21 protein-coding genes are annotated in these 23,548 nt (G+C 44.1%); 9 read left to right on the top strand and 12 right to left on the bottom strand.

What is annotated here, in order from left to right; translation table 11 throughout:
* The first annotated feature begins 24 nt into the window (after positions 1 to 24).
* Positions 25 to 519: a pyridoxamine 5'-phosphate oxidase family protein gene (locus JMX18_RS11075; protein WP_201587717.1), complete on the top strand. Its 495-nt coding sequence runs from the start codon at positions 25 to 27 to the stop codon at positions 517 to 519.
* Between the two features lie 136 nt (positions 520 to 655).
* Here JMX18_RS11075 and pgsA read toward each other — a convergent pair whose 3' ends face one another.
* Positions 656 to 1,327: a CDP-diacylglycerol--glycerol-3-phosphate 3-phosphatidyltransferase gene (gene pgsA / locus JMX18_RS11070; RefSeq protein WP_201587715.1), complete on the bottom strand. Its 672-nt coding sequence runs from the start codon at positions 1,325 to 1,327 to the stop codon at positions 656 to 658.
* A 676-nt stretch (positions 1,328 to 2,003) separates the two neighbouring features.
* Here pgsA and JMX18_RS11065 point away from each other — a divergent pair.
* Positions 2,004 to 2,288, top strand: a complete 285-nt coding sequence (locus tag JMX18_RS11065; RefSeq protein ID WP_201587713.1) for an excalibur calcium-binding domain-containing protein — start codon at positions 2,004 to 2,006, stop codon at positions 2,286 to 2,288.
* Here JMX18_RS11065 and JMX18_RS11060 read toward each other — a convergent pair.
* Together JMX18_RS11060 and acs are read right to left on the bottom strand one after the other, a co-directional pair.
* A complete protein-coding gene (locus tag JMX18_RS11060; RefSeq protein WP_201587711.1) occupies positions 2,269 to 3,513 on the bottom strand; it encodes an NAD(P)/FAD-dependent oxidoreductase in 1,245 nt (414 codons plus the stop codon). The two genes, JMX18_RS11065 and JMX18_RS11060, sit on opposite strands and share 20 nt — an antisense overlap.
* A gap of 209 nt (positions 3,514 to 3,722) precedes the next feature.
* Positions 3,723 to 5,699, bottom strand: a complete 1,977-nt coding sequence (acs, locus tag JMX18_RS11055; protein ID WP_201587710.1) for an acetate--CoA ligase — start codon at positions 5,697 to 5,699, stop codon at positions 3,723 to 3,725.
* A gap of 322 nt (positions 5,700 to 6,021) precedes the next feature.
* Here acs and JMX18_RS11050 point away from each other — a divergent pair, with 322 nt between their 5' ends.
* Positions 6,022 to 7,323, top strand: coding sequence for a BaiN/RdsA family NAD(P)/FAD-dependent oxidoreductase (locus JMX18_RS11050; RefSeq protein WP_201587709.1), 1,302 nt, complete (start codon positions 6,022 to 6,024; stop codon positions 7,321 to 7,323).
* Positions 7,324 to 7,592: 269 nt separating this feature from the next.
* On the opposite strand, the gene nemA is transcribed toward JMX18_RS11050, so the two are convergent.
* The gene (gene nemA / locus JMX18_RS11045; protein WP_201587708.1) at positions 7,593 to 8,705 is read right to left on the bottom strand and encodes an alkene reductase; all 1,113 of its coding nucleotides are present in this window, start codon (positions 8,703 to 8,705) and stop codon (positions 7,593 to 7,595) included.
* A gap of 180 nt (positions 8,706 to 8,885) precedes the next feature.
* On the opposite strand from nemA, the gene JMX18_RS11040 reads away from it, so the two are divergent.
* Entirely contained in the window at positions 8,886 to 10,076 is a 1,191-nt protein-coding gene (locus JMX18_RS11040) for a hypothetical protein (protein WP_201587707.1), read from the top strand.
* Between the two features lie 89 nt (positions 10,077 to 10,165).
* Here JMX18_RS11040 and trpB read toward each other — a convergent pair whose 3' ends face one another.
* Positions 10,166 to 11,407, bottom strand: a complete 1,242-nt coding sequence (gene trpB, locus JMX18_RS11035; protein WP_201587706.1) for a tryptophan synthase subunit beta — start codon at positions 11,405 to 11,407, stop codon at positions 10,166 to 10,168.
* 166 nt (positions 11,408 to 11,573) lie between these two features.
* Here trpB and JMX18_RS11030 point away from each other — a divergent pair, with 166 nt between their 5' ends.
* The 3 genes from JMX18_RS11030 (at position 11,574) to JMX18_RS11020 (ending at position 14,342) form a co-directional block, all read left to right on the top strand.
* Complete coding sequence (locus JMX18_RS11030) at positions 11,574 to 11,879, top strand: Trp family transcriptional regulator (protein WP_201587705.1); 306 nt, start codon at positions 11,574 to 11,576, stop codon at positions 11,877 to 11,879.
* Positions 11,880 to 11,992: 113 nt separating this feature from the next.
* Positions 11,993 to 13,591, top strand: coding sequence for a GMC oxidoreductase (locus tag JMX18_RS11025; protein WP_201587704.1), 1,599 nt, complete (start codon positions 11,993 to 11,995; stop codon positions 13,589 to 13,591).
* 214 nt (positions 13,592 to 13,805) lie between these two features.
* Positions 13,806 to 14,342, top strand: coding sequence for an REP-associated tyrosine transposase (locus JMX18_RS11020; RefSeq protein ID WP_201587702.1), 537 nt, complete (start codon positions 13,806 to 13,808; stop codon positions 14,340 to 14,342).
* A 158-nt stretch (positions 14,343 to 14,500) separates the two neighbouring features.
* Here JMX18_RS11020 and JMX18_RS11015 read toward each other — a convergent pair whose 3' ends face one another.
* Positions 14,501 to 14,818, bottom strand: a complete 318-nt coding sequence (locus tag JMX18_RS11015; RefSeq protein WP_201587700.1) for a hypothetical protein — start codon at positions 14,816 to 14,818, stop codon at positions 14,501 to 14,503.
* Between the two features lie 79 nt (positions 14,819 to 14,897).
* Here JMX18_RS11015 and JMX18_RS11010 point away from each other — a divergent pair, with 79 nt between their 5' ends.
* Complete coding sequence (locus JMX18_RS11010; protein WP_201587698.1) at positions 14,898 to 15,902, top strand: lipoate--protein ligase; 1,005 nt, start codon at positions 14,898 to 14,900, stop codon at positions 15,900 to 15,902.
* A gap of 79 nt (positions 15,903 to 15,981) precedes the next feature.
* Here the strand turns inward: JMX18_RS11010 and hemG are convergent, their stop codons facing one another.
* From hemG to JMX18_RS10995, 3 genes are all read right to left on the bottom strand, one after another.
* Positions 15,982 to 16,515 carry a menaquinone-dependent protoporphyrinogen IX dehydrogenase gene (gene hemG, locus JMX18_RS11005; protein WP_201587696.1) on the bottom strand — a complete coding sequence of 178 codons (534 nt, stop codon included), beginning with the start codon at positions 16,513 to 16,515 and terminating at the stop codon, positions 15,982 to 15,984.
* A 76-nt stretch (positions 16,516 to 16,591) separates the two neighbouring features.
* Complete coding sequence (locus JMX18_RS11000) at positions 16,592 to 16,867, bottom strand: amphi-Trp domain-containing protein (RefSeq protein WP_201587694.1); 276 nt, start codon at positions 16,865 to 16,867, stop codon at positions 16,592 to 16,594.
* Between the two features lie 199 nt (positions 16,868 to 17,066).
* Positions 17,067 to 19,223 carry an NADPH-dependent 2,4-dienoyl-CoA reductase gene (locus JMX18_RS10995; protein ID WP_201587693.1) on the bottom strand — a complete coding sequence of 719 codons (2,157 nt, stop codon included), beginning with the start codon at positions 19,221 to 19,223 and terminating at the stop codon, positions 17,067 to 17,069.
* A 304-nt stretch (positions 19,224 to 19,527) separates the two neighbouring features.
* Between JMX18_RS10995 and JMX18_RS10990 the strand changes: the two genes are divergently transcribed.
* On the top strand, positions 19,528 to 21,192 hold the full coding sequence (locus JMX18_RS10990; protein WP_201587691.1) for an AMP-binding protein: 1,665 nt from the start codon (positions 19,528 to 19,530) through the stop codon (positions 21,190 to 21,192).
* Positions 21,193 to 21,310: 118 nt separating this feature from the next.
* Here the strand turns inward: JMX18_RS10990 and JMX18_RS10985 are convergent, their stop codons facing one another.
* From JMX18_RS10985 to JMX18_RS10975, 3 genes are all read right to left on the bottom strand, one after another.
* The gene (locus tag JMX18_RS10985) at positions 21,311 to 21,733 is read right to left on the bottom strand and encodes a DUF6691 family protein (RefSeq protein WP_201587689.1); all 423 of its coding nucleotides are present in this window, start codon (positions 21,731 to 21,733) and stop codon (positions 21,311 to 21,313) included.
* A gap of 71 nt (positions 21,734 to 21,804) precedes the next feature.
* Positions 21,805 to 22,242, bottom strand: a complete 438-nt coding sequence (locus JMX18_RS10980) for a YeeE/YedE family protein (RefSeq protein WP_201587687.1) — start codon at positions 22,240 to 22,242, stop codon at positions 21,805 to 21,807.
* A gap of 150 nt (positions 22,243 to 22,392) precedes the next feature.
* Positions 22,393 to 23,526 carry an aminotransferase class V-fold PLP-dependent enzyme gene (locus JMX18_RS10975; protein ID WP_201587686.1) on the bottom strand — a complete coding sequence of 378 codons (1,134 nt, stop codon included), beginning with the start codon at positions 23,524 to 23,526 and terminating at the stop codon, positions 22,393 to 22,395.
* Positions 23,527 to 23,548 lie beyond the last annotated feature (22 nt).

Raw genomic sequence — 23,548 nt, 5'->3', positions numbered from 1 at the left:
CTTAATAAAATAAAGGGATATACCATGAGTAAACAAGACCATATCGATAAAATTCAAGAGATTATTAAAGATATAAAATTCGCTATGATGAGCACGGTCAATAAAAAAGGTGATCTTCATGCTTGGCCGATGACCACCAACGAAGCTAGCATCGCTGGACGTGAGATTTGGTTTATTGGTGATAAAACCTCAGACGTGGTAAAAGACATTGAGGATAACTCCAACATTGGTTTAACTTATGCCAGCCAAGATGATAAAGACTTTGTATCCATCACTGGTGACGCCGAATTATCGGATGATAAGGACAAGTTAGAAGAGCTCTGGTCACCCGTTTACAATGCCTTTTTTGCTAAAGGTAAAGAAGATCCAAACGTACAACTCATTAAAATCGTACCAAAAGGCGCAGAGTGCTGGATTAGTGGTAGCTCTACAGTAAATATGTTTAAGATGGCTGCAGCAGCAGTACAAGAAGGCGAAACGGCTAAAGATATGGGCGAAACCTTTTCAGTAGAGCTATAAAAGTCTATAAATATTGATCCTTTGTCTCATCTGATAAAAAACGCCAGTGGCTTAATGCCACTGGCGTTTCTTTGTTCAAATACTGGAGGTTTAATCTTATAGACTTAACTACTTTTTATCCTACCCACTTTTCATCCTAACCACTTTGTTTGAGATAAGGCCAAGCGGCTTTTAGGTAGATCATCATCGACCACAAGGTCAAAATCACTGCAGCGACCATTAAACCATAGCCTATTAATTCAAGCGACTCCCAGTTCAATAACAACACCGTAATAGCAATCATCTGAAAAGTCGTTTTGAGCTTACCGACATAAGAAACCGCAACACTGGTTCGATTGCCCAGCTCTGCCATCCATTCCCTTAATGCCGATACCGCAATCTCACGGGAGATAATCACAATCGCCGCAATCGCCATAATAATATTAGGGTGCCATTGCACCAGAATAATAAGTGCCGCTGCTACCATCAATTTGTCCGCGACTGGATCCAAAAAGCGTCCAAAAGCCGACATCACATTGAGCTTACGCGCAAAGTAGCCGTCAAGCCAATCGGTAATCGCTGCGATAATAAACACCCCTGTCAGCAATAAATGACGCAGTAAGCTATCACTAAACTCACTCATACCCACTCGAGCGATGACGTTGTCAGAAATGGCAGGCATACCAATGCCCATAGCTGGGGGCCAATAAGCGATCGCCACAAACAACGGAATCATCAAAATACGGGCAATCGTAAGATTGTTCGGTAAGTTGAAAATGCTCTTTTCGCTTGGCGCTTGCTGCGTATTTAGACGTGTACTTTCGGTCATGACAAAACCAATTTGATATCGACATAATGATGAACGCTAGCTTAGCATTTTTCGTGGCAGCCGTCATGCCGTCTGTGTGGGCGCATCGATATTAATATAATGGCAGATTAGACGGTTTCAGACCTCAAAACCATACTTATAGTACTGATATTTCTTCATCAACGAGACTTAAAGCCATATGTACCAATGCCTGTAGCATATCCTTACGAATATAAAGATATGTTTCAAATTATGACAATGTATGTTATTTTTTTTAAACGTAATCTCATGTAATAAAGCTGGTATAACTCCTACTATATCCGTTATGATGAACATAGTAGGAAACATATGTATACTCGATCTAGTTTGATATCACTAGTTTAATATTAAATGAGCCTACGGATTATTTAATTTTATGACTGCTTTTAAGCTTTTAGTTTTAATGAAAACAGTAATTTAAGTAATTGTCATTATACTTTTTGATTTATCTCGTTTTCCTCAGCCCACAGGTTCTCCTCTGTGGGTCTTTTTTTGTTTAAACCCTTAGAAGAAGCATATTGAAGGTTAATGAGGAGTCACTATTGCCCAAATAACACCTTTTGGCTATAGTAACCTTTTATTTAATTAAACAAAGGTGTAGTCGACTCTAATCTCTGCCTTTTTAGCTCTAGTTGAACCTTAGCACAGGACTTCTATTATGAAGAAACTCATTCTTGCCGCTGCATTGTCTATCCTTTCCGGCACTTCAAATGCTGCTGTCAATGTCAACAATGGGACGCAAAGCCCATTTTACAATGATGTCGAAATCGACCATCCTTTATTTGTCAAAGGTAAAGGCGGCGCACAGTGCAAAAACCTCCCGCGCACTTGTAAAGAGATGGTAAGTTGTGAGCAAGCCAAACAAGCATTGAAATGCGGCAACACTAAATTGGATCGTGATAAAGACGGCGTACCTTGCGAATCTATATGTCCTGGTGGTTAGTGGCCATATAGTTAATAGTAGCTGTCATAGTTTGAACGGTTTCCTCCGCCATTTGATAGCAACTTTCGATATTCCCCTGCCCGCACCAGTCGCCACTGACGATCCACTGATGTTCATTATCGACTAGTATTCCGAGTGCATCGTTTTTAGCATCAGCGGCGGTTGCAGCATAACGCCAGCGGTGACAATCCACTTGGCTCGGCGCGGTATTGTCATTCCAGTTCAATGCTTGCTTGGCAGCTGCTAGCAACTGCGCTTGTATAGATTCGATATCTTCATCAACATGTTGCTCTGACCAATCATTACGCGCATGAATCGTAACGCTTGGCAGCAGATTATCATGAGCAGGCTTTTGATGCTCAACAAATACTCTACCCAGTATTGAATCTTGCACATAAGCCACATCCCATAGCTGCTGGCTTGTACTTTGTAAAGTATTCGGTAGCGTTTGCAAATCTTCCCAACCCAGCATCAGCGTGTAGCAGGCGAGCATTTTTGGTTGCGTTATTTTAGCTTGTTCATTAAAACCGCTATCCACCATCAATTCCATGGCCTGAATATTAGGCGCAGTACAAATCACCCAATCAAATTGGCCTAAACTAGCGCCTTTCTCATCAAAAAGTTCGGTCTTTTTGGCGCTACTTTCTATAAAAGAGTGTTGGCTTAATGGTGCTACCCGAGTTTTATAATTAATAATGGTATGCTGCAACTGACCTGCCAGCTCCCGCCCCCAACTGGTCATCTTTGGGGTGCTAATATAACGGGCGTGAATGGCGTCCCACTGCTCTTTATAATCTATAACAGGTGTTTGATTGCTATGCTCAGTAAGCTCATCAATAGGTGTTAAATCAACTACTTTTGCCCACCAAGGTTGCAATAAACCCGTCTCTAACCACGGCTTAATAAATTGTGAAAAAGGCGTTGATTTGGCAGTGAAAAACTGGGCTCCGAAGGCCCATTGCCAATTTCTATTCGTCTTATTATCCGTGCGATAGCGTGTGGCTAGACGGCCAACACTACGAGATTTTTCAAAAATATGAATCTCTGGCAAGCTCAAAATCGACTTAGAATCTGATGACGAACGACCTCCTCGTTGACTAAAACTGCGCTCCAATAAAGTAGCGGTAAACAAACCGGTAAGACCGCCACCAATAATAGCAATCTTAGGCGTGGCTTTATTATTAAAGTCAATAATATCAGTGGCAGGAGAAGATAGATCAGTCATGATTATGAGGAGCCTTTTAAAGTGTCGATTAAATAGTGAGGTACAGTTTATAACAGATTGGCGTCCGTAAATATCATAAACGAGATACATAAACAAAAAGCCACGTTGCTTATGACAACATGACCTTTTAATAGTTATTTTATGATGGTTCTAATTGCTTAGTTTTAGATATTTAGTTTTAAACGCTTAGCATTAGTATATCTTGAGCATTAACATTGATTTCGGTTTTGCTCACGCTCAACTTTAACTACCTCAATAATTTGGTTAATCACTGAGCTATCTGCAAGCGTAGATAAATCGCCAAGCCCGACATACTGCCCAGCCGCAAGGTTACGTAATATGCGGCGCATGATTTTGCCCGAGCGGGTTTTAGGTAAAGCGTCAACGATATAAATGGCGTTTAAATTAGCAATCGGACCAATCTCATTACGGACATGACGATTGATTTCAGACTTTAGATATTCGTTTGCGACCTCACCTGATCTTAGTATAATAAAAGCAGCTATACCTACACCCCGAATATCGTGCGGCATACCCACTACCGCAGCTTCAACGGTAGCCGGATGAGCGTCTACTGCGCTTTCAACCTCTGCTGTGCCTAAACGATGCCCCGAGACATTTAATACATCGTCAACTCGGCCAGTGATCCAGTAATGTCCATCTTCATCACGGTGGGCACCATCCCCAGTAAAATAGTAACCTGGATATTCAGTAAAATAGGTCTGCAAAAAACGCTGATGATCATTATAGATAGTACGCATCTGCCCAGGCCAGCTATTACTGATGGCTAAATTACCTTCGGCCGGACCTTCAAGCACTTCGCCGTCACTATCCACTACTTCAGGCTTGATACCATACAGAGGATTCATCGCTGCCCCTGGTTTAAGCGCTACCGTACCTGGAATAGGTGCCAGCAAAATACCACCGGTTTCGGTCTGCCACCACGTATCAACAATCGGACATCGGCCGCCGCCCACCACATGATAATACCAATCCCACGCTTCTGGATTAATGGGCTCGCCAACCGTGCCGAGCAGGCGTAAACTCGAGCGATCCGACTCGCGGACAAAGGTATCGCCCTCTTTCATCATAGAACGAATAGCGGTAGGTGCGGTATATAGCACACTGATTTTATGCTTATCAATAATATGCCCCACCCGTGCCCACGTAGGATATTCGGGCACGCCTTCGAACATTACCGTCGTGGTGCCATTAGCAAGTGGTCCATAGGTGGAATAAGTATGACCGGTAATCCAGCCCACATCAGCGGTACACCAGTAGACGTCATCGTCTTTTATATCAAACACATCCCGAAAAGTTGAGAGCGCATAAGTGATATAGCCGCCAGTAGTATGGAGCACACCTTTAGGTTTACCGGTTGAGCCGGAAGTATAAAGCAAAAATAACGGATCTTCGGCATTCATAACTTCAGGCTCACAGTGCTCACTCTCACCGCCAATTAGGGTATGATACCAAACATCGCGGCGGCCACTCATCGGGATTGAGTTACCCGTCCGATGCACGACGATGACTTTGTCTACACTTTGAGTCCCATCCATATCCAGCGCCCGATCAACATTAACCTTGAGCGGCGTATGCTTATTACCACGCAAGCCTTCATCAGCGGTAATGACTAGCTTCGATTGGCTATCAATAATACGGTTGCCCAAGCTGTCTGCTGAAAAGCCACCAAACACCACCGAATGTACGGCTCCAATACGCGCACAGGCAAGCATAGCAACCATCGCTTCAGGTATCATAGGCATATAAAGAGTCACACGGTCACCCTTTTTGATACCCAACTTGCGCATAGCGTTACCTAGGCGGCAAACTTCGGCATGTAGCTCTTTAAAGGAGACAATCTTGTGCTGTGAAGGGTGGTCCCCCTCCCAAATAATGGCCGGTTTATAGGGGTTGTTTCTTAGATGGCGATCCAAACAATTGACAGAGATATTGAGCTCACCATCCTCAAACCATTTAATCCGAAAGTCGTCTAAGTCATAGCTAACATCGCTGATTTTGGTTGGTTTTTTAAACCAATCGATCCATTCAGCACGCTCAGCCCAAAAGTTATCACTGGCTTTAGATGAAGCAATAGACTGCTGATAATTATTAGCGTATTGCTCGGCAGTAGTATTGGCGGCGGCGATAAATTCAGCCGTAAGGGGAAATGATTTCTGAGTCATGATAGTATCCTTTTTAGTTATTATGACCGGTACCAACTATCATTGCCGATAGTCTTAATACTGGTAATAAAGGTCATCTTCCTTAATGCATGACACTTGACTATAGTTTGACAAATAAGCCTCACTGATGCAAGACATCAACCATCAATGACAACAATTTGGCTGCACAGCTGTGCACTTATGGGTTAGAGCGCTCATTTATTTTGATTTTTTATCTGCTTTGCCATGACTTGCAAACTATCTTTAAATCTCTTTTGTCTTGTGAGCAGGTAAGCCGCCCTAATATCTTTTATAATGACTGAATTTTACAATCGGATGCTTTATGGATAACAATACTACTCATTATGACGTCATCATCATCGGTGCTGGCGCGTCAGGTTTATATTGCGCGCTTACCGCCGGTCGCCGTGGTCGCCGGGTGCTGGTACTCGATCATGCCAATAAAGTTGGCAAAAAAATCCTGATGTCAGGTGGTGGTCGCTGCAACTTTACCAATTACTTCGTTGAGGCTGAGCATTTTATTGGTGACAATCCTCACTTTTGTAAATCAGCGCTGAGCCGTTATTCCAGCTGGGAATTTATCGCCATGGTTGAGGCACACCATATTGCCTATCATGAGCGTGAACACGGTCAGCTATTTTGTGATGATTCGGCTAAAGACATCGTTACTATGCTACTCGCTGAATGTGCTGCTGTCGGTGTGCAAGTACGTATTAACACCCAAATTGATCAAGTGACAGTTAATGAAACTAACAATAAAGCTAACAATGAAGGTAAGGAAAATAAACGCTTTAAAATAGTGACGACTAAAAAGCTAGGTAAGAGAGAACAAAAAGAGCAGCTCAATGATCTAAAACCTACACAAACCCTTTATAGCTGCGAGTCCTTAGTAGTTGCCACCGGCGGCTTATCTATCCCTACTTTAGGCGCAAGCGGCTTTGGTTATGAGCTCGCGCAGCAATTTGGACATACGCTTACGCCTATTGATGCCAGTCTTGTGCCCTTTACCTTTACCGATAAAACCGGTGAGCTGCTAAAAGCGCTAGCGGGTATTAGCTTACCAGTCGTTGCCAGTAATAGCCGTACTGCATTTAAGTTGCCCCTGCTCTTTACCCATCGCGGTCTGTCTGGTCCTGCCATGCTGCAGCTGTCAAATTATTGGTATGCAGGCGAAACCATTGAGATTAATCTATTGCCCGAAACTGATATCACTGAGCTATTACTAACCCATAAAAAGGCGCATCCAAAGCAGCTGATTCGCACGGTGTTGAGCGAAAATACCAGTAACGCTTTACCTAAAAAACTTCTTGCCACTCTGCAAACCATGCTTTGGGCGGATATTAAAGATACGGAGCTGTCGAATATTAAAGATGAGCGCTTAACCGAGATTGGACAAACCATTAACGGCTGGCAGCTCAAACCCTCTGGCACCGAAGGTTATCGTACTGCTGAGGTCACCCGCGGCGGTATTAAAACCGATGAAGTGTCCTCGAAAAACATGCAAAGTAAATTACAGGAGGGGCTGTACTTTATCGGCGAAGTGCTCGATGTAACGGGCTGGCTTGGCGGTTATAATTTTCAGTGGGCGTGGGCGAGCGGCTTTGTTTGCGGAGAGGTGGTATAGAAGAGCATTTTATATAGTTAAGACCTTTTAAAATCGGTACAGTGTAGTGCTGCTGGGATGAATTTTGCGCAGCCTCTGTCAGCGTAGACACAGCACGCCAGTAAAACTCATCCCAGCAGCACGTCGATATCAACATATCAATTTTATTTTTTGCCGACTAGAACTAATGGAAAGTAAAAAGCCCCAATAGCATTACACTATCGGGGCTTTTGAATCTTCAAAATGATACTAGCTAGAGTTTTTGCGTAGGCTAGGTTGAAGGTTACAGACTAAGCCTGTTTTTGCTCTAAATAAGGATAGTCGGTATAACCTTCTGCACCGCCACCATAAAAGGTTTGTGGATGCTGCTCATTAAGCGGCGCATCTTGACGGATACGTTCTGCTAAATCAGGATTGGCAATAAAGTCACGACCAAAAGCGACGGCATCGATATAGCCGGCTTTGATATTTCTCTCTGCTTTTTCGGCCGTATAGCCGCCAGCTGAGATAATTGTATTATCAAAAGCGTCACGGATACGCTGACGGAAACCATCGTTATAGGGCGTGCCGCCTGCCCAATCAGGTTCAGATAAATGCAGATACATCAAATCGCGTTTATTAATTTGCTCGATAAGCCAAATGTTGTCGTCTTCATCGTAGCCCGCTTCCACCGCATTAAACGTGCCTTGAGGAGAAATGCGAATACCGACATGATCGTTATCCCAAGCATCAACGCAAGCATCAATAACATCCAGCGTCAAGCGTGCACGGTTTTCACGGCTACCGCCATACTCATCATCACGTTTGTTGGTTTGTTCAACCCAAAACTGATGCAATAGATAGCCATGCGCACCATGAATCTCAACGCCATCAAAACCAGCTTCTTTGGCGCATTTGGTCGCATGAGCAAAGTCTGCGATCACTTGCTGAATCTCATCTATAGTTGCTGCACGCGGCGGTGTTGCTTCAACCCGAATGGCTTGATTATTGCTATCACGAAGAGAAGTGCGAGCCCCTACTTTGACATCGGAGGCTGAAATAGGTGCTTTGCCATCAGGCTGGACACTTTCGTGCGCCACCAAGCCAGTGTGCCATAATTGTACAACGATCTTACCGCCTTTGGCATGAACGTTATCGACAATCGCTTTCCACGCCGTAGTTTGGTCTTGCGTATGGATACCGGGCGCGCCAGCATAACCTTTGGCCTGAAACGAAACTTGGGTGGCCTCAGCGATGACCAGTCCTGCTCCAGCCGCACGCTGTGAGTAGTATTCTCCTGCTAATGCAGTTGGGACGTCACCCGGCTCAACAGCCCGCAGGCGAGTAAGCGGTGCCATAATAATGCGGTTTTTTAGAGTCTGGTTGCCCATTTTAATGGGTTCAAATAAGTTGTCGTATGCCATGATGTGCCTTATAGTTTAGTTGTTAAGTTAATTATTAAGGTGATTAGTATGTTTTATTGCTACCAATTTATTATTATAAAATCTATTTATAATTAAATAAGTGTTTCTCTTTATAGGGGATGTCGGGCATTATTCAAGCGCTCATTACAAACGAAAACACCAGCATAGAGGATAGAATTCATGCAAAAAACTACCTTAGCACTTATGATGACCAGCGTATTGTTGGTGCTAAGTTCTTGCCAGCCACCACCAGAAAAATCTGTTTCCTCAGCGCCTGAGCCTAAGCCTGAGCAACCTGAACAAGTCGAAGAACCATCCAGTACTCAGTCCCTCAGAGACGCAAAAACTCCTAGGCAACTCACTAGCGCCTTAGTCGATATTTCTGAAAAAAAGCTAAAAGACCAGCTGATATGCTCTAAATTGACGACGACTATAAGGGCGGTAGGTAGTAAAAGTGAAATTAATGATGTTCAAGCGCTTCAGCATCAGCTAAGAGCTTGCTTGCCAACAGCGGATAATGCTCAGACATTACAATGGTTAGCAGACTATCAAGCAATGTATAGACGCTTCTTAGGAGCTGATAGAGATTGGGACAATGGGGCATTTTACGACGTTATGAGCACTCTCGATCAAGGTAAAACGATAACGGTGGCACAGCTGAGGCTGGTAAATCCTCGTATTCGTTACCTGGTTAGTTTGGTAAGAAGTAATGCGGACGTGAGTGTACAGTACTTAGGTGAAGGGGTATATGCTTTTCATCATGACCTACAAGCAATGGCAGATCTATTCGCTCCTTACCTGCCCGAAGATCAAGCGGTATTCATTGAGCGGATGGCAAAAGACAATCAAGATATTTTTTGGAACGACGCTGCGATTACTATTTCATATTATCAGTTGATTAAACGGGCTATATTTTGGGAGGATTACATCAAGCAGTATCCAGATAGCTATTTTATTAAAGACGCTGAAAATTTATTTAATATCTATCGTTATACGCTATTTTTTGGTTCAGACAATACTCGGTGGACGGACGATGCTATCCGTGAATTTCTCGGGCCTGAATATAAATTTCTACTAGTGCAGTTGTCCAAGCGCCAAAACAGTAGTCTGGCTAAGACCGCCCAAGCCTTTTTAGCATTTATGGAGTTGTCTGATAAAGAACGTCTAGAAAAGTATCCATTAGCCGACGAAGATGGCAGTATTAGTGGTAATGTGAATGCCGATGACAGTAAGAAAGAAAACGCAATAGAGCAATCAGATATCGCTTATTATCAGCTAAAAGAGGCGCTGACAATACCGTCACCTTGGGACTCCCATAATAATAAAGACTGCTTGAGTAGCATTACTTGCATAGATTATGATGTTAACTAAAAACCCAAGTAGTAAAGCGGAAAAAGAGTGGCTTAAGATTGACTTAGCTGTTACTAATCCACTCTTTTTTCATTAATAGCTGCTAATGATTACAAATCCACTTTATCCAAAATAAAGTCGATATCCTTATCACCACGCCCTGATAAATTAACCAAAATAGTCTCATCAGATGACATATCTTTGGCGACTCTCATCGCATAAGCAATGGCATGGGCGGATTCTAACGCCGGGATAATTCCTTCTAGCCGTGATAGTGCCATAAAGGCGTCCAGACATTCACTATCGGTTGCTGAGTCATAGGTGGCTAACTTTTGATCCCTTAGCAATGAATGCTGCGGACCAATACCGGGATAATCAAGACCAGAGGCAATCGAATGCACAGGAGCGGGCTCGCCATTTTCATCAAGTAGGACATAGCACTTGAAGCCATGAATCTCTCCTTTAACCCCTAGCGACATCGTCGCCGCATGCTTAGGCGTATCCAGACCTTCACCCGCAGGTTCTACCCCTACTTTTTCAACTTCCGCATCCCCTAAAAAGCCACTAAAAATACCAATAGCATTAGAGCCGCCGCCGACACAAGCAACCACTTTATTGGGCAGTTTGCCCGTGGTTTCTAAAAACTGCGCTCTTGCTTCGCGTCCTACCACCGATTGAAAATAGCTGACAATCTCAGGATAAGGGGCTGGCCCAAGTGCTGAGCCAATCGCAAACATGCAATTATCCAAATCATCAAGATAAGCCTCAAAGGCACTATCGACCGCTTCTTTTAACGTCCCAGCACCGCGCGATACCGGTACGATATTGGCGCCTAATATTTTCATGCGGCTGACATTAGGATGCTCTTTTTCGATATCGACCACGCCCATGTGTATCTCACACTCAACGCCCATTAAGGCGGCGGCGGTGGCTAATGCTACGCCGTGTTGCCCGGCTCCAGTCTCGGCGATGACTTTGGTTTTACCCAGCTTTTTTGCTAGTAATACTTCGCCCAAGCAGTGATTGATTTTGTGAGCACCCGTGTGGTTTAAATCCTCACGCTTAAAGTAAATCTGCGCCCCGCCGCAATGTTCGCTTAAGCGTCTGGCATGAAATATCGGGCTAGGTCTGCCGATATAGGTCTTACGCAGGCGAGTCATTTCTTCGATAAAATCAGCATCTTTGATAATTTCTCGAAAGCCTTTTTCTATCTCATCCATGGCTTTGGCCAGCTCAGGATGGGCGATTTTACCGCCAAACTCCCCATATAAACCATCATTATTAGGCAGTATCGAGTGATGCAGCTCATAGGTTTCTGTACTGTTATTTGCGCTGCTACTATCCGTTATCATATTTAGCCCTTTAGAATGTTCAAATAAATTTTATGTACGTTATAATAACACTATTATTATCATGTTCTAGTACGTTGAAACAGATTTTAAGCTAAGTCCTATTTTAGGTCAAGTATTAGGATTGGTTTATATAGTCGATTCACTTTTTAATTAAAAGGTCAGCAAGATGCCAGAAGAAAAACAGGACAACAATACCTACAACGCTTACGCTTACTTAATAAATTTATTAAGTAAAACCGATGATCAAGCGCACCTAGCCGCACTATTCGATGCCCTACTTACCGACAAAGAGCAGGTGGAGCTTGCCAATCGTTTAACCATCTTTGCGCTACTCCAACAAGGCGTTACTCAAAGAGAAATCAGCGCCCAGCTTGGTGTCGGTATTGCTACTGTCTCACGTGGTGCTAAAGTCTTTAATCAGCATCAGATTGATGAATTATTACCTGATATTGGCAAGAAGATTAAGGTTTAAGTGTTTGAAAAATGACTAATAAGTATCGTGAAATACTATTAACGTAATAATAAAGAGATTTTTGTTTGCTAGACTCTTGCCTATCAAAATTTGTCATAATTAAAGGGGCGAGCATGCAAAGACGCAAATTTATAAAATCTATGGGCTTAGGGGTCGCCACGGTCAGCGCTACGGCTGCAATGAGCGGCTGCCAAACTCTCGCCAAACAACAAAAACTTCCCAGCACTGTCACTCAAGCGGGACACTTTGATAATATCATCGTCGGTAGCGGCTACGGCGGCGCGGTATCCGCACTACGCTTGAGCGAACAGGGTCATAAAGTACTCATCCTTGAGATGGGTATGCGCTGGGATAGAACGCCTGAGCACGACACCTTTTGCAAAATGATTAGCGCCGATAAACGCTCCAGCTGGTTTAGCAATAGGCCCAACGCCCCTATCCCCATTCCCATCCCTATTAGAAAATACCCCGGCGTGTTAGATTTAATTGAATACGACGAGATGAAAGTCTTCGCCGGACGTGCTTATGGCGGCGGCTCTATCGTCAATGGCGCGATTGCCATTCAGCCCAGACGCTCGCATTTCGAAGCCGTCTTTCCGTGGATTAATTCTGGCGAGATGTACGACACTTACTTTCCCCGTGCGATGAAAGAGCTAAAAGTCAGCCAAATTCCTGAGTCGTTTTTCAACCAATCCGAGCATTACGAATTCACCCGTGCTGCTGAACGCCAAGCCGAAAGAGCCGGACTAAAAACAGAATTCTTTGGCAACAGCTACGACTTTGATTATATGCAAAAGGAAGCACGCGGTGAGGTCTATCAATCGGGATTGGGCGGTGAAGTCATCTACGGTAATAACGCTGGCAAATTCTCACTCGATTTAACTTACCTAAAAGATGCCGAAGCCACGGGCAACGTCTCGGTCAGAACGCTACGCAAAGTTAACAGTATCCAAGCGCTCGATAACGACCAACTCAGATTAGAAGTCCACGTTTTAAACACTACAGGCGGTGTCGATAAAATTGAGCATTACACCTGCGATAAATTATTCCTTAATGCTGGCAGCACGGGCACCTCAGAGCTACTACTCAAAAGCCAAGCCGAAGGCAAGCTGAATAATCTAAACGAGCATATCGGCCAATATTGGGGGCCGAACGGCAATATCATGACGGGTCGTAATTTTGTCCACGCCGCTGGCACCACCCAATCTACCATTCCAGTCAAAGGCATCAATATGTGGGACGGTGATAGAGATGGCTCCAAGTATAAAATCTTTGCCGAACTTGCACCTTTGCCGCTCGGTCTTGAAACGTGGACAACACTGTATCTTGCCATCACGGATAACCCCGAGCGTGGCAACTATTACTACGATAAGGACTCGCAAACGGTCAAACTCAACTGGAAACGTGAGCAAAATCAGTATTCGGTAAACGCCGCCCAAGAGTTACTAGACAAGCTTAGCGAAGCCAGCGGTGGCACTAAGGCGCGCCTGTTATTCAATAATGGTTTTGGCGATGACTTTTGTTATCATCCGCTTGGTGGCTGCGTCTTAGGCTTAGCGACTGATGAAGTTGGTCGCGTCAAGGGGCATAGCAATATCTACGTGCAAGATGGCGCGTTAATACCCGGCAGTGCTGGCGTCAATCCGTACGTGTTTATTACTGGACTTGCTGAGCGTAATATGGCGACGATTTTGAGGGAAGATTTTGGTTAAGAAGTTGGGGTTTAGGGTTTGGTTAGATGGAAAACGTTCTTAAAAATTAGTTAGAAGGTGGGTTACGCATTCGCCCACCCCACGCATACTTAAAAATTTTTTCGCAAAGTTTACTTAGCTTATGTATTTTGGCGTAGGTTGGGTTAGACTTGTCGAGTTCTCGCAGAGAATGAAAACAAGGCGTAACCCACCGAATAATATAAGCCCTAAAACTATGCCAAACTACGTGAGAAACTATCAAGCAGGGGCGACTTACTTTTTCACTATCAATTTATGCGATCGTCAAAGCCAATTGCTCACAACGTATATCAATGAACTACGTCTATCCTATCAAAAAACACAAAAGAAAATGCCATTCACTACTGATGCTATCATAATCTTGCCAGACCATATCCATACCATGTGGACGCTTCCTGAAAACGACAATGACTACCCTACCCGTATCAGACTATTTAAAAGCCATTTTAGTAGGCAATTACCAGCACACGTCAAGCAAACCAACCATCAAAGCCGTCAGAGAAAGAATGAAACTGGCATTTGGCAAAGACGTTATTGGGAACACACCATTCAAAATGAGATAGACTACAATTGCCATATGGATTACATTCATTATAACGCTGTCAAACACGGCTACGCTGAAAATCCTGCTGATTGGAAGCATTCAACGTTTATGCGTGAAGTCAAAAGGGGTCGCTATGACTTTAATTGGGCAGGTATCGATTATGAGGACAGTCGTTTTGGCGAGCGCTAATGAAATCTCGAATCACATAAAATGTTCGCCGTAGGGTGGCGTTAGACTTGTCGATTTCTCGTAGAGAATGAGGTCAAAGCGTAACCCACCGTTAAAATTAGGCAATAATTCGGTGGGTTACGCATTCGCTAACCCACCCTACGCGCTACACTTCAAACTCATTGATTAGCTATTATTCTACTTATTTCATTTTTTATCTTCATAAAATTTTTATTCTCTAGAACTCTTTCATCAAAATCTTCTCTCCAAATATAAAAGTCCGAAAAACTACCATTACCGTTATTCATAAAGCTGTAGGTGTTCCCTATACTTTTAATCGTATCTTTTGCATTTTCATTGTTCTCTAGTGAATAGTTTATTCGATTCAAAATTGAACTAATACCTCTTATCCAATTGTCTTCATTCTCTTGAATTAAAATATCTCGTATTTGATTAAAAAGGTTGGCTAATCTTACTAATTTATCTAAGTCGCTCATGTTAGACTTCTTGTAGATAAGAAAGGTTATGTAGAATATTATATATGAAGCCTATAACTTATATTAAAAAGGACAAAAAATGAAACTACGCATCCTAAAATCTGCTGTGACCAACCCGTGGTTTAACCTTGCAACCGAGGACTGGATATTTAATACCCTCGACCCGGATTCGCACACACTTTTTTTATGGCGCAATTCTGAGACCGTGGTTATTGGCCGCTCGCAAAACCCGTGGGTGGAATGCAAAATCGATAAGATGGAAGAAGACGAGGTGTTTTTGGCGCGGCGGCAGAGCGGCGGCGGCGCAGTGTTTCATGACTTGGGCAATACCAACTTTACCTTTTTATCGCCCAAAGACGACTACGACCAAGAAGCGAACTTTACTATTATCGTTAATGCCCTAAAGAAGCTCGGTATAGACGCTGAACAGTCCGGACGTAACGATATGCAAGTTGGCGATAAGAAAATATCAGGCAGTGCTTTTAAACATGCGACCGACCGCAGCTTTCATCACGGGACATTGTTGGTCAATGCCAATATGCAAAAGCTGGGTGATTATCTCAATCCGCATCCGCTCAAGCTGCAAGCCAAAGGTATCAAATCCGTACGTTCTCGCGTTGCTAACTTAGTTGAGTTTAATGAGGACATCAATCACGAAGTCTTGTCCGATGCGATTATCGAAGCATTTTGCGAATATTATGGCGACACCGCGCCGGTACAAGAGTTGGACGAAGCCAGCCTTGCCAAACAGCCCAGTTTAAAGGCGTACTATGAGCAAATGGCCGATTGGAATTGGCGCTTTGGTAAAACCCCTGACTTCTCGCATCACGTCGAGACCCGCTTTGATTGGGGCATTATTGATTTACATATGGATGTCAAGCAAGCCGTCATTCAGGAAGTTGTTATCTTCTCTGACGCACTAAACGTCGAGTTGATTGACTTGTTAAAAGAAACTTTGACGGGGATTAAATATAATCGTAATGAGGTAAAAGCCAAGCTTGCTGAATTAAGCAAAGCACATCCTGATTTGGCGGCGCCGGTTGATGAGGTCTCTAACTGGCTACTTGGCGAGATGGAAACTTAGATTAATATTTATAAAGCAAAGTTTGAGCTAGAGCCGTTAATCGACTCTAGCTCATCCAATACAAAACTGAACTACTGAACTATAAAGATAAAGCTGCGACCTTATCCGCGAACTTATCGACTTTTTCCCAATCGGTATAGTCAATGACAGTATCGGGATCAGTTGGGCCGTCGGTCATTTTCATAATCAGGCGAATCATGGTTTTATCCACCAACCCATATTCTGGATAAGCCAGCATCCCTCCAAACACCCCAAGCAGCGCTGGTTGCCATTCAATTTTACTCAAGAACTTTTGTAGATACGGATTGGTCTCGGAGGTGTTTTTTTCGGCTTTACGGGCTACTACATTGACGCTAAAAAACGCACTCGGCTTGCTATTTAATGACGCAATATACGTATCAATAAATTGATTTACCTCTTTTTTATGCTTCCCATAGCGCACGCTGGCGCCCACCACAATTTTGTCCGCGCGCGCGATTTGCGCTTGGGTAGCCTGCGCAATAGGCATCATTTGCACATCAAATGCTTGCTGTTTTAATCTGGCCGCCATCCGCTCGATAATCTTGATGGTATGACCATCGGTGGTGGAATAAAGTAAAAGCGTGTTGTTCATGACGGCCATCCTATTTCATTTGAGTCTATTACTACTCTTAAATAACTAACCAGTTGGGCTGCTTAAGCTATTGAAATTACTTAAGTTTTAAAGCAGCTGCTGATTGGTCGTTGTCATACCATTTTAGCTCAACCTCAAGGCTGTGCTCAGTACCCTTGGTTTTTTTCTCTTCGTCCTCGACCTGAACTTCCAAGACAAGATTCTCTGGCAACTCTAACTGCAGCTCTTCTGTGCCTTGGCTTAGGGTCACTGCTCCGGTTGAGATTTTGTCCGCCAATTCATGTAAAAAGGTAACCACCTCTTCTCTAGATTTTCTTTCTTTACTTTTAAATAATCTGGTTTCTTTACCCATGATAATTCTCCTTCATTAATGATAATTAATTAAAGATAAGGGCTGTAGATATTTACAGGTACTAGTATTATCATAGCTCACATATTTAAATTATCAATTAAGGATATGTTAAAGGGGAAGTAGGCGTAAATATAAAAAAACGGCAGGGAATTGCTCCCCTACCGTCTAAGAAATTCAAACTAAGATTTAAAATTAAAACCTAAATCCCAACCGCGACCTCTGCCCCTTCACGAATGGCACGTTTAGCATCCAGCTCTGCCGCTAATTTTGCACCACCGATCAGATGATACTGGGCATCTGGCGCATCGCCAACGTTTGGCATCAGATCACTCACCGACTCTTGACCGGCGCAGACCACCACGCTATCGACACGTAATAGCTGGCTTTGACCTTGATTGTTGGTTATCCAAACACCTTCATTCGTGATTTTTTCGTACTGTGCTCCCGATACTTGGATAACGCCGTGTGACCTAACATGCGCACGGTGTACCCAGCCAGTGGTTTTGTTAAGTCCACGGCCTAAGCGGCCTTTAGTACGCTGCATGAGATAAACTTGGCGCACTGGAGTGATGTCATCGGGTTTGATAAGACCACCCTCAGTTTGGTAATCAGGATCATTACTGACACCCCACTCTTCACGCCATTCGTCAACAGACTGTGGCTCTGGGCGGTAAGTGGGATCTTTTAGAGTCTCAGGGCCAAGCTCATCAAGAGGCTGTCCATGACGGGCGGTGAGGTATTCGCTAACGTCAAAGCCAATACCGCCTGCGCCAATGATGGCGACGGTATCGCCTACAGACTTCTCGCCAGAGAGCAGTTCAGCATAGCTGATCACTTGTGGTAGCTCAGCTCCTTCCAACTTGCCTTCTAAACTTCTCGGCACCACGCCAGTGGCAACAATAACATGCTGGAATTTAGCTTTCTCTAACATGGCTTTATCGACTTTAGTATTACGTTTGATGGTGACACCTAAGTGATTCAGCTCGTTGATATAGTAGCGAATAGTTTCAAAGAACTCTTCTTTGCCCGGGATAACTTTGGCGTAGTTAAACTGCCCGCCCAAGATATCTTTGGCTTCAAATAACGTTACCTCATGACCACGCAGCGCAGCGACATGCGCCGCTGACATACCAGCCACGCCGCCGCCGACTACTGCAACTTTTTTCGGGTTTTTGGTTTTCTTATAAACCAGCTCAGTCTCATAGCAGGCTTGTGGATTGACCAGACAAGTTGAGCGTTTATTCTCAAAGGTGTGATCCAGACAAGCTTGGTTACAGGCGATACAGGTGTTGATACGATCCGCTTGACCTTTTTTGGCTTTATTAACCCAGTTAGGATCGGCAAGGAAGGGACGCGCCATCTGAATCATATCGGCCTGACCACTGGCGACGATATCCTCTGCGGTATCGGGCATATTGATACGGTTGGCGGCCATCATCGGGATGTTGATGTGCTTTTTGACCTCGCTTGTATAATCAACAAAGGCGGCACGGGGAACGCTAGTAACGATGGTCGGTACCCGCGCTTCATGCCAGCCAATACCGGTATTCATGATGGTAACGCCTGCCTCTTCTAAAGCTTTGGCGACGATGATAACTTCCTCCATCGTATTGCCGTCTTTGACCAGATCAATCACAGATAAGCGGAATACAATAATAAAATCCTCACCAACTGCCTTACGCACCGCTTTGACCACATCGACGGCGAACTTCATACGCGCATGGATATCGCCGCCGTACTGATCACTGCGCTTGTTAACGTGGTTGGACAAAAACTGATTGAGCAGATAGCCTTCTGAGCCCATGATCTCCACGCCGTCATAACCGGCTTGCTTAGCAAGTTTGGCTGAGCGCGCGTAATCTTCGACCGTTTGCTCAATGTTTTTGATGCTCATTTTACGGGGTTTAAACGGTGTAATAGGCGACTTAATCGGACTTGAGGAAACGATAAACGGATGATAACCATAACGACCACTGTGCAAAATTTGCATAATGATTTTGCTGTCATATTTATGCGCAGCACGAGTGACACGCTGATGGTTGATGACGTCCATTCTGGTATTCATGGTACCGCCAGCAGGTAACAGCCAGCCTTCACGGTTGGGTGAGATACCGCCGGTAATCATCATCGCTACGCCGCCTTTGGCGCGCTCAGCAAAATAAGCAGCAAGCTTGCCGTAGTTATAAAAACGGTCCTCAAGCCCGGTATGCATGGAGCCCATAACCAAGCGATTTTTGAGCGTAGTAAAGCCCAAATCTAATGGCTCAAACAAATGCGGATAGTGATCGGTAGTATTGGCAACGTCGATGCTGTTATCGTTGCTGGCATTGCTAGTGTCAGTGGTGCTGGCGCTCATATCATTGTCCTTATGAATGAATCGATAGATTAGAATAAAGCTATTTGAAGCTCAATATTCGTTCTATCCTAACACAAGCTCATTATTATCAGCTATGCAGACAAACGACTGACGAGTGAACACTATCTCATACTCATTTAGTATTGTTGCTGTTGAATTGAGCAGAGCTTGCGGTTCAATTACGCCTACGATATAAATTAAGCTTACTTTTGCCATGTCTTTGTCTATAATGAATAAGCTATTGATTACTTTATAATCTAATAACTTAAAGAACAGTATTAAAACATGATAAAGGACTATCTTTATGACCGATTTCCACACAGGTCTTGGCAAAACTCCTGCCAATTATCAACCGCTGACCCCTATTGACTTTATTATTCGCAGTGCTCAAGTTTATCCGAACCAAACCGCTATCATCTATGACGATCTTACACACAACAATCTAAGCCAAACTTGGCAACAGACTTATACCCGTTGTCGTCAATTATCTGATGGTTTACGTAAGCTTGGTATTGATAAGAACGATACCGTCGCCGTTATGTTGCCCAATACCCCAGCGATGGTAGAAGCCGCTTTTGGTATACCGATGTCAGGTGGTGTACTTTGTACCCTAAATACACGGCTCGATATCAATGCCCTGACCTTTTGTATCCAGCACTCTGAAGCCAAAGTATTAATCATGGACAGTGAGTTTGCCGATCTTGCTGAAATTATCGATGAGACTTTTCCTAATTTAATCGTCATTCATGCTACCGATGCTGCTATTGATGTGGAACTTTTTGGCAAGATGACTTATGAAGATTTAATTGCCAGCTCAAATAGTCTAGATAATTGGGAAAAACCTTTAGATGAGTGGGATGCCATTTCACTAAACTATACTTCGGGTACCACGGGTACGCCCAAAGGCGTGGTCTATCACCACCGCGGCGCCGCACTGAATGCGGTCTCCAACATTCTAGATTGGGATATGCCCAAACATCCGCAGTACCTTTGGACGCTACCTATGTTCCATTGTAATGGCTGGTGCTTTCCATGGACGATTGCTGAGCGGGCTGGGGCTAATATTTGCCTGCGTAAGATTGATGGCAATCTGATTTTACAACTAATTGCTAAGCATCAAGTGACTCATTATTGTGCGGCGCCGGTGGTACATAATATGATTGCTGGTGGCAAAACCGAATACAAAAAAGCGATCGCTCACAAGGTTAAAGGTTGGGTAGCTGGTGCGCCGCCGTCAGAGACTATGCTGGCGCAGATGGAAGATATGGGCTTTGATATCTCCCACGTTTATGGGCTTACCGAAGTTTATGGGCCGGTAACGGTTTGTGCTGAGCAAGCTGAATGGGATGAGCTGGATGTTGCTGGACGCGCCCAAAAGAAATCTCGTCAAGGAGTCAGATCGCATCTGATGAATGGTTTTGATGTCTTGCGACAAGGAACTACGGAGTCTGTGGAAGCCAACGGCGAGGAGATGGGCGAGCTGGCACTACGTGGCAATATGATCATGAAAGGTTATCTCAAAAGCCGTAAATCGACCGAAGCCGCCTTTGCTGATGGTTGGTTTAGAACCGGTGATTTGGGAGTGAAATATCCTGATGGTTATATCAAGATCATGGATAGGCTCAAAGACATTATCATCTCAGGTGGCGAGAATATCTCCAGTATCGAGATTGAAAACGTCCTATATAAAATCCCCGCTATTCAAAGCTGTGCGGTAGTCGCTGCTCCCCATGATAAATGGGGTGAGGTACCTGTGGCCTTTATTGAAATTCATGAAGGCAGTACTTTACAACGCGATACGGTGATTGAGCACTGCAAGCAGCACTTGGCCGGTTTTAAAGTGCCCAAATATATTTTATTTGCTGAAGTACCAAAGACCAGCACGGGGAAGATACAAAAATTTGAGCTGCGTCAGGCGGCCAAATCACTAGCGCATGAAACCCCAAAAGTTTTGCCCAGTGCAAAGTAAATAAAAACTGAGCGTTAAAAAATAGGCGTTAAAAAGAGAGTCCAGCTACGTTAGTGTAGCTGGACCCTCTTTTATATGAGCTCAGGGCTGCTTATATATGAGCTCAGGGCTGCTTATACTAACCGAGCTTGGGCTCAAACCATTGATATAGCAGCATGCCTACTATCATTGCGGGGACAAAAACATAAGCTTGCCATTGTCCGGTGCCAAGTAGCACCACCCCCGGTCCTGGGCAGATACCAACCAAGCCCCAACCAATACCAAACAGCATCGCCCCGATAATCAGTGGTTTAGTAATAACGGTTTTGGTAGGCATCTCAATCTCGGTACCAATCCAGCTGGTTTTTTGACGTTTAGCTATCAATTGCACGCCCACCAGTGCCACTGCTAAACCGCCACCCATCACCAGCGCTAAAGAAATATCCCACGCCCCAAACACGTCCAAGAACCCTTGTACTTTGACCGGATCGGTCATACCTGATATCAGCAGCCCGAAGCCGAATATTAGCCCTGCCAGTAATCCAATTATATTTTTTAGCATGTTCATTCTCGCTATCGTTATCTTTTATTGCATCTTTTTTTCTATTGATTGTCAGTTTTAACTGGTCTCGTCTAAATCAAACCCAAGACCTGCCGGCCAATATAGACGGTAGCTACTCCGAACACCATAAAAGTCACTGTAGCCGCCATGGAGCGCGGAGACAGTCGCGCATTACCGCAGATTCCGTGTCCACTAGTACAGCCAGAACCTAAGCGCGTACCAAAACCAACCAACAATCCGGCGACGATTAATAATGGTAATGACGCTGTAATTTGCATTACAGGCAGTGGCGCTACTAACCGATATAGTAATGGCGACACCACCAAACCCAGTATAAATAACACTTGCCACATCTCAACGCGTTTGGGCTTTAGCAGACTTGAGGCAATACCACTAATACCAGCGATACGCCCAATACCGAGTAGCAAAACCATGGTCGCCACCCCTATCATCAGCCCACCGACTAAAGAGATGGGCGTGAATGCTTGCCAGTCTATTTGTATACTCATAACCGATTACCCATTAATTTTTGCTAAGTATTTACTTATATTCTATTTATAAAAACACATTATATAATAAAACATAATAAATAGCCAAAAAAATACTGAGCCCATTATAACAATGACCCAGTATTTCTATTTAACTGACAAAAGTATCAACTATTTAGCCAATACCTTTTCAAGAGTATCTTCGAAACGCTGTACCGCACCATCAATATCAGTTAGTTTATCCAGACCGAATAGCCCTAAACGGAAAGTCTTAAAACTCTCAGGCTCACCTACTTTTAAAGGTACGCCAGAGGCTATTTGCATACCAGCTTCAGCGAAGGCACTGCCTTTATGCATATCATCACGATCGGTATAAGCGACTACCACGCCTGGGGCTTTGAATCCTTCGGCAGCCACACTCTCAATACCTTTATCGTCAAGTACTTTACGGATACGCTGCCCCAATTCCCACTGTGCTTCACATAACTTATCAAAGCCAACTTTTTTGGCCTCATTAATAGTATCACGGAATTGACGTAGGCCATCTGTAGGCATGGTTGCGTGATAAGCATGACCACCATTTTCATAGGCCCGCATAATGGTCAACCACTGTTTTAAATCAAGACTGAAGCTGTCAGATTCAGTGTTTTCAACCTTATTGACCGCCGCTTCGCTTAACATAACCAAACCTGCACATGGCGTACTGCTCCAGCCTTTTTGTGGAGCGCTGATAAGGACGTCAATGCCTAAGTCTTTCATATCAAGCCAAACGCAGCCTGAGGCGATACAGTCGATAACCAATAAACCTCCAACGCTATGGGTGGCATCGCTCAGCGCTTTGATATAATCATCAGGTAGAATAATACCGGCTGAGGTTTCGACATGCGGCGCAAATACAACGGCAGGTTTTTGCTCTTTTATCTTAGCTACTGCTTCATCGATATCTACTGGAGCAAAAGGCTTTGGCGCTGCGCTATCTTCACGATTGGCAGTCAAAACGGTAGAGGATTTGGCGATATTGCCTTTTTCTAAAATCTGTGTCCAGCGATAACTAAACCAACCATTACGGATAATCAGGCAATCTTGATCACGGGCCAACTGACGAGCAACCGCTTCCATACCATAAGTACCAGAGCCTGGAACGATGACTACAGCTTCAGCGTTGTAAACTGATTTTAAATCGCTAGATAAGTCATTCATCACTTGCTGGAAGACTTTTGACATATGGTTAAGCGCGCGGTCAGTATAGACCACTGAATACTCTAATAAGCCATTGGGATCAACATCTTGACGTAATGCGGTCATGGGACACTCCTTGTTTACTATT

This window comes from Psychrobacter jeotgali (assembly GCF_904846315.1).
GTDB classification, from domain to species: domain Bacteria; phylum Pseudomonadota; class Gammaproteobacteria; order Pseudomonadales; family Moraxellaceae; genus Psychrobacter; species Psychrobacter jeotgali.
Note: the sequence above shows the minus strand (reverse complement) of the source record. Positions and strands in the feature narration are given on the sequence as shown.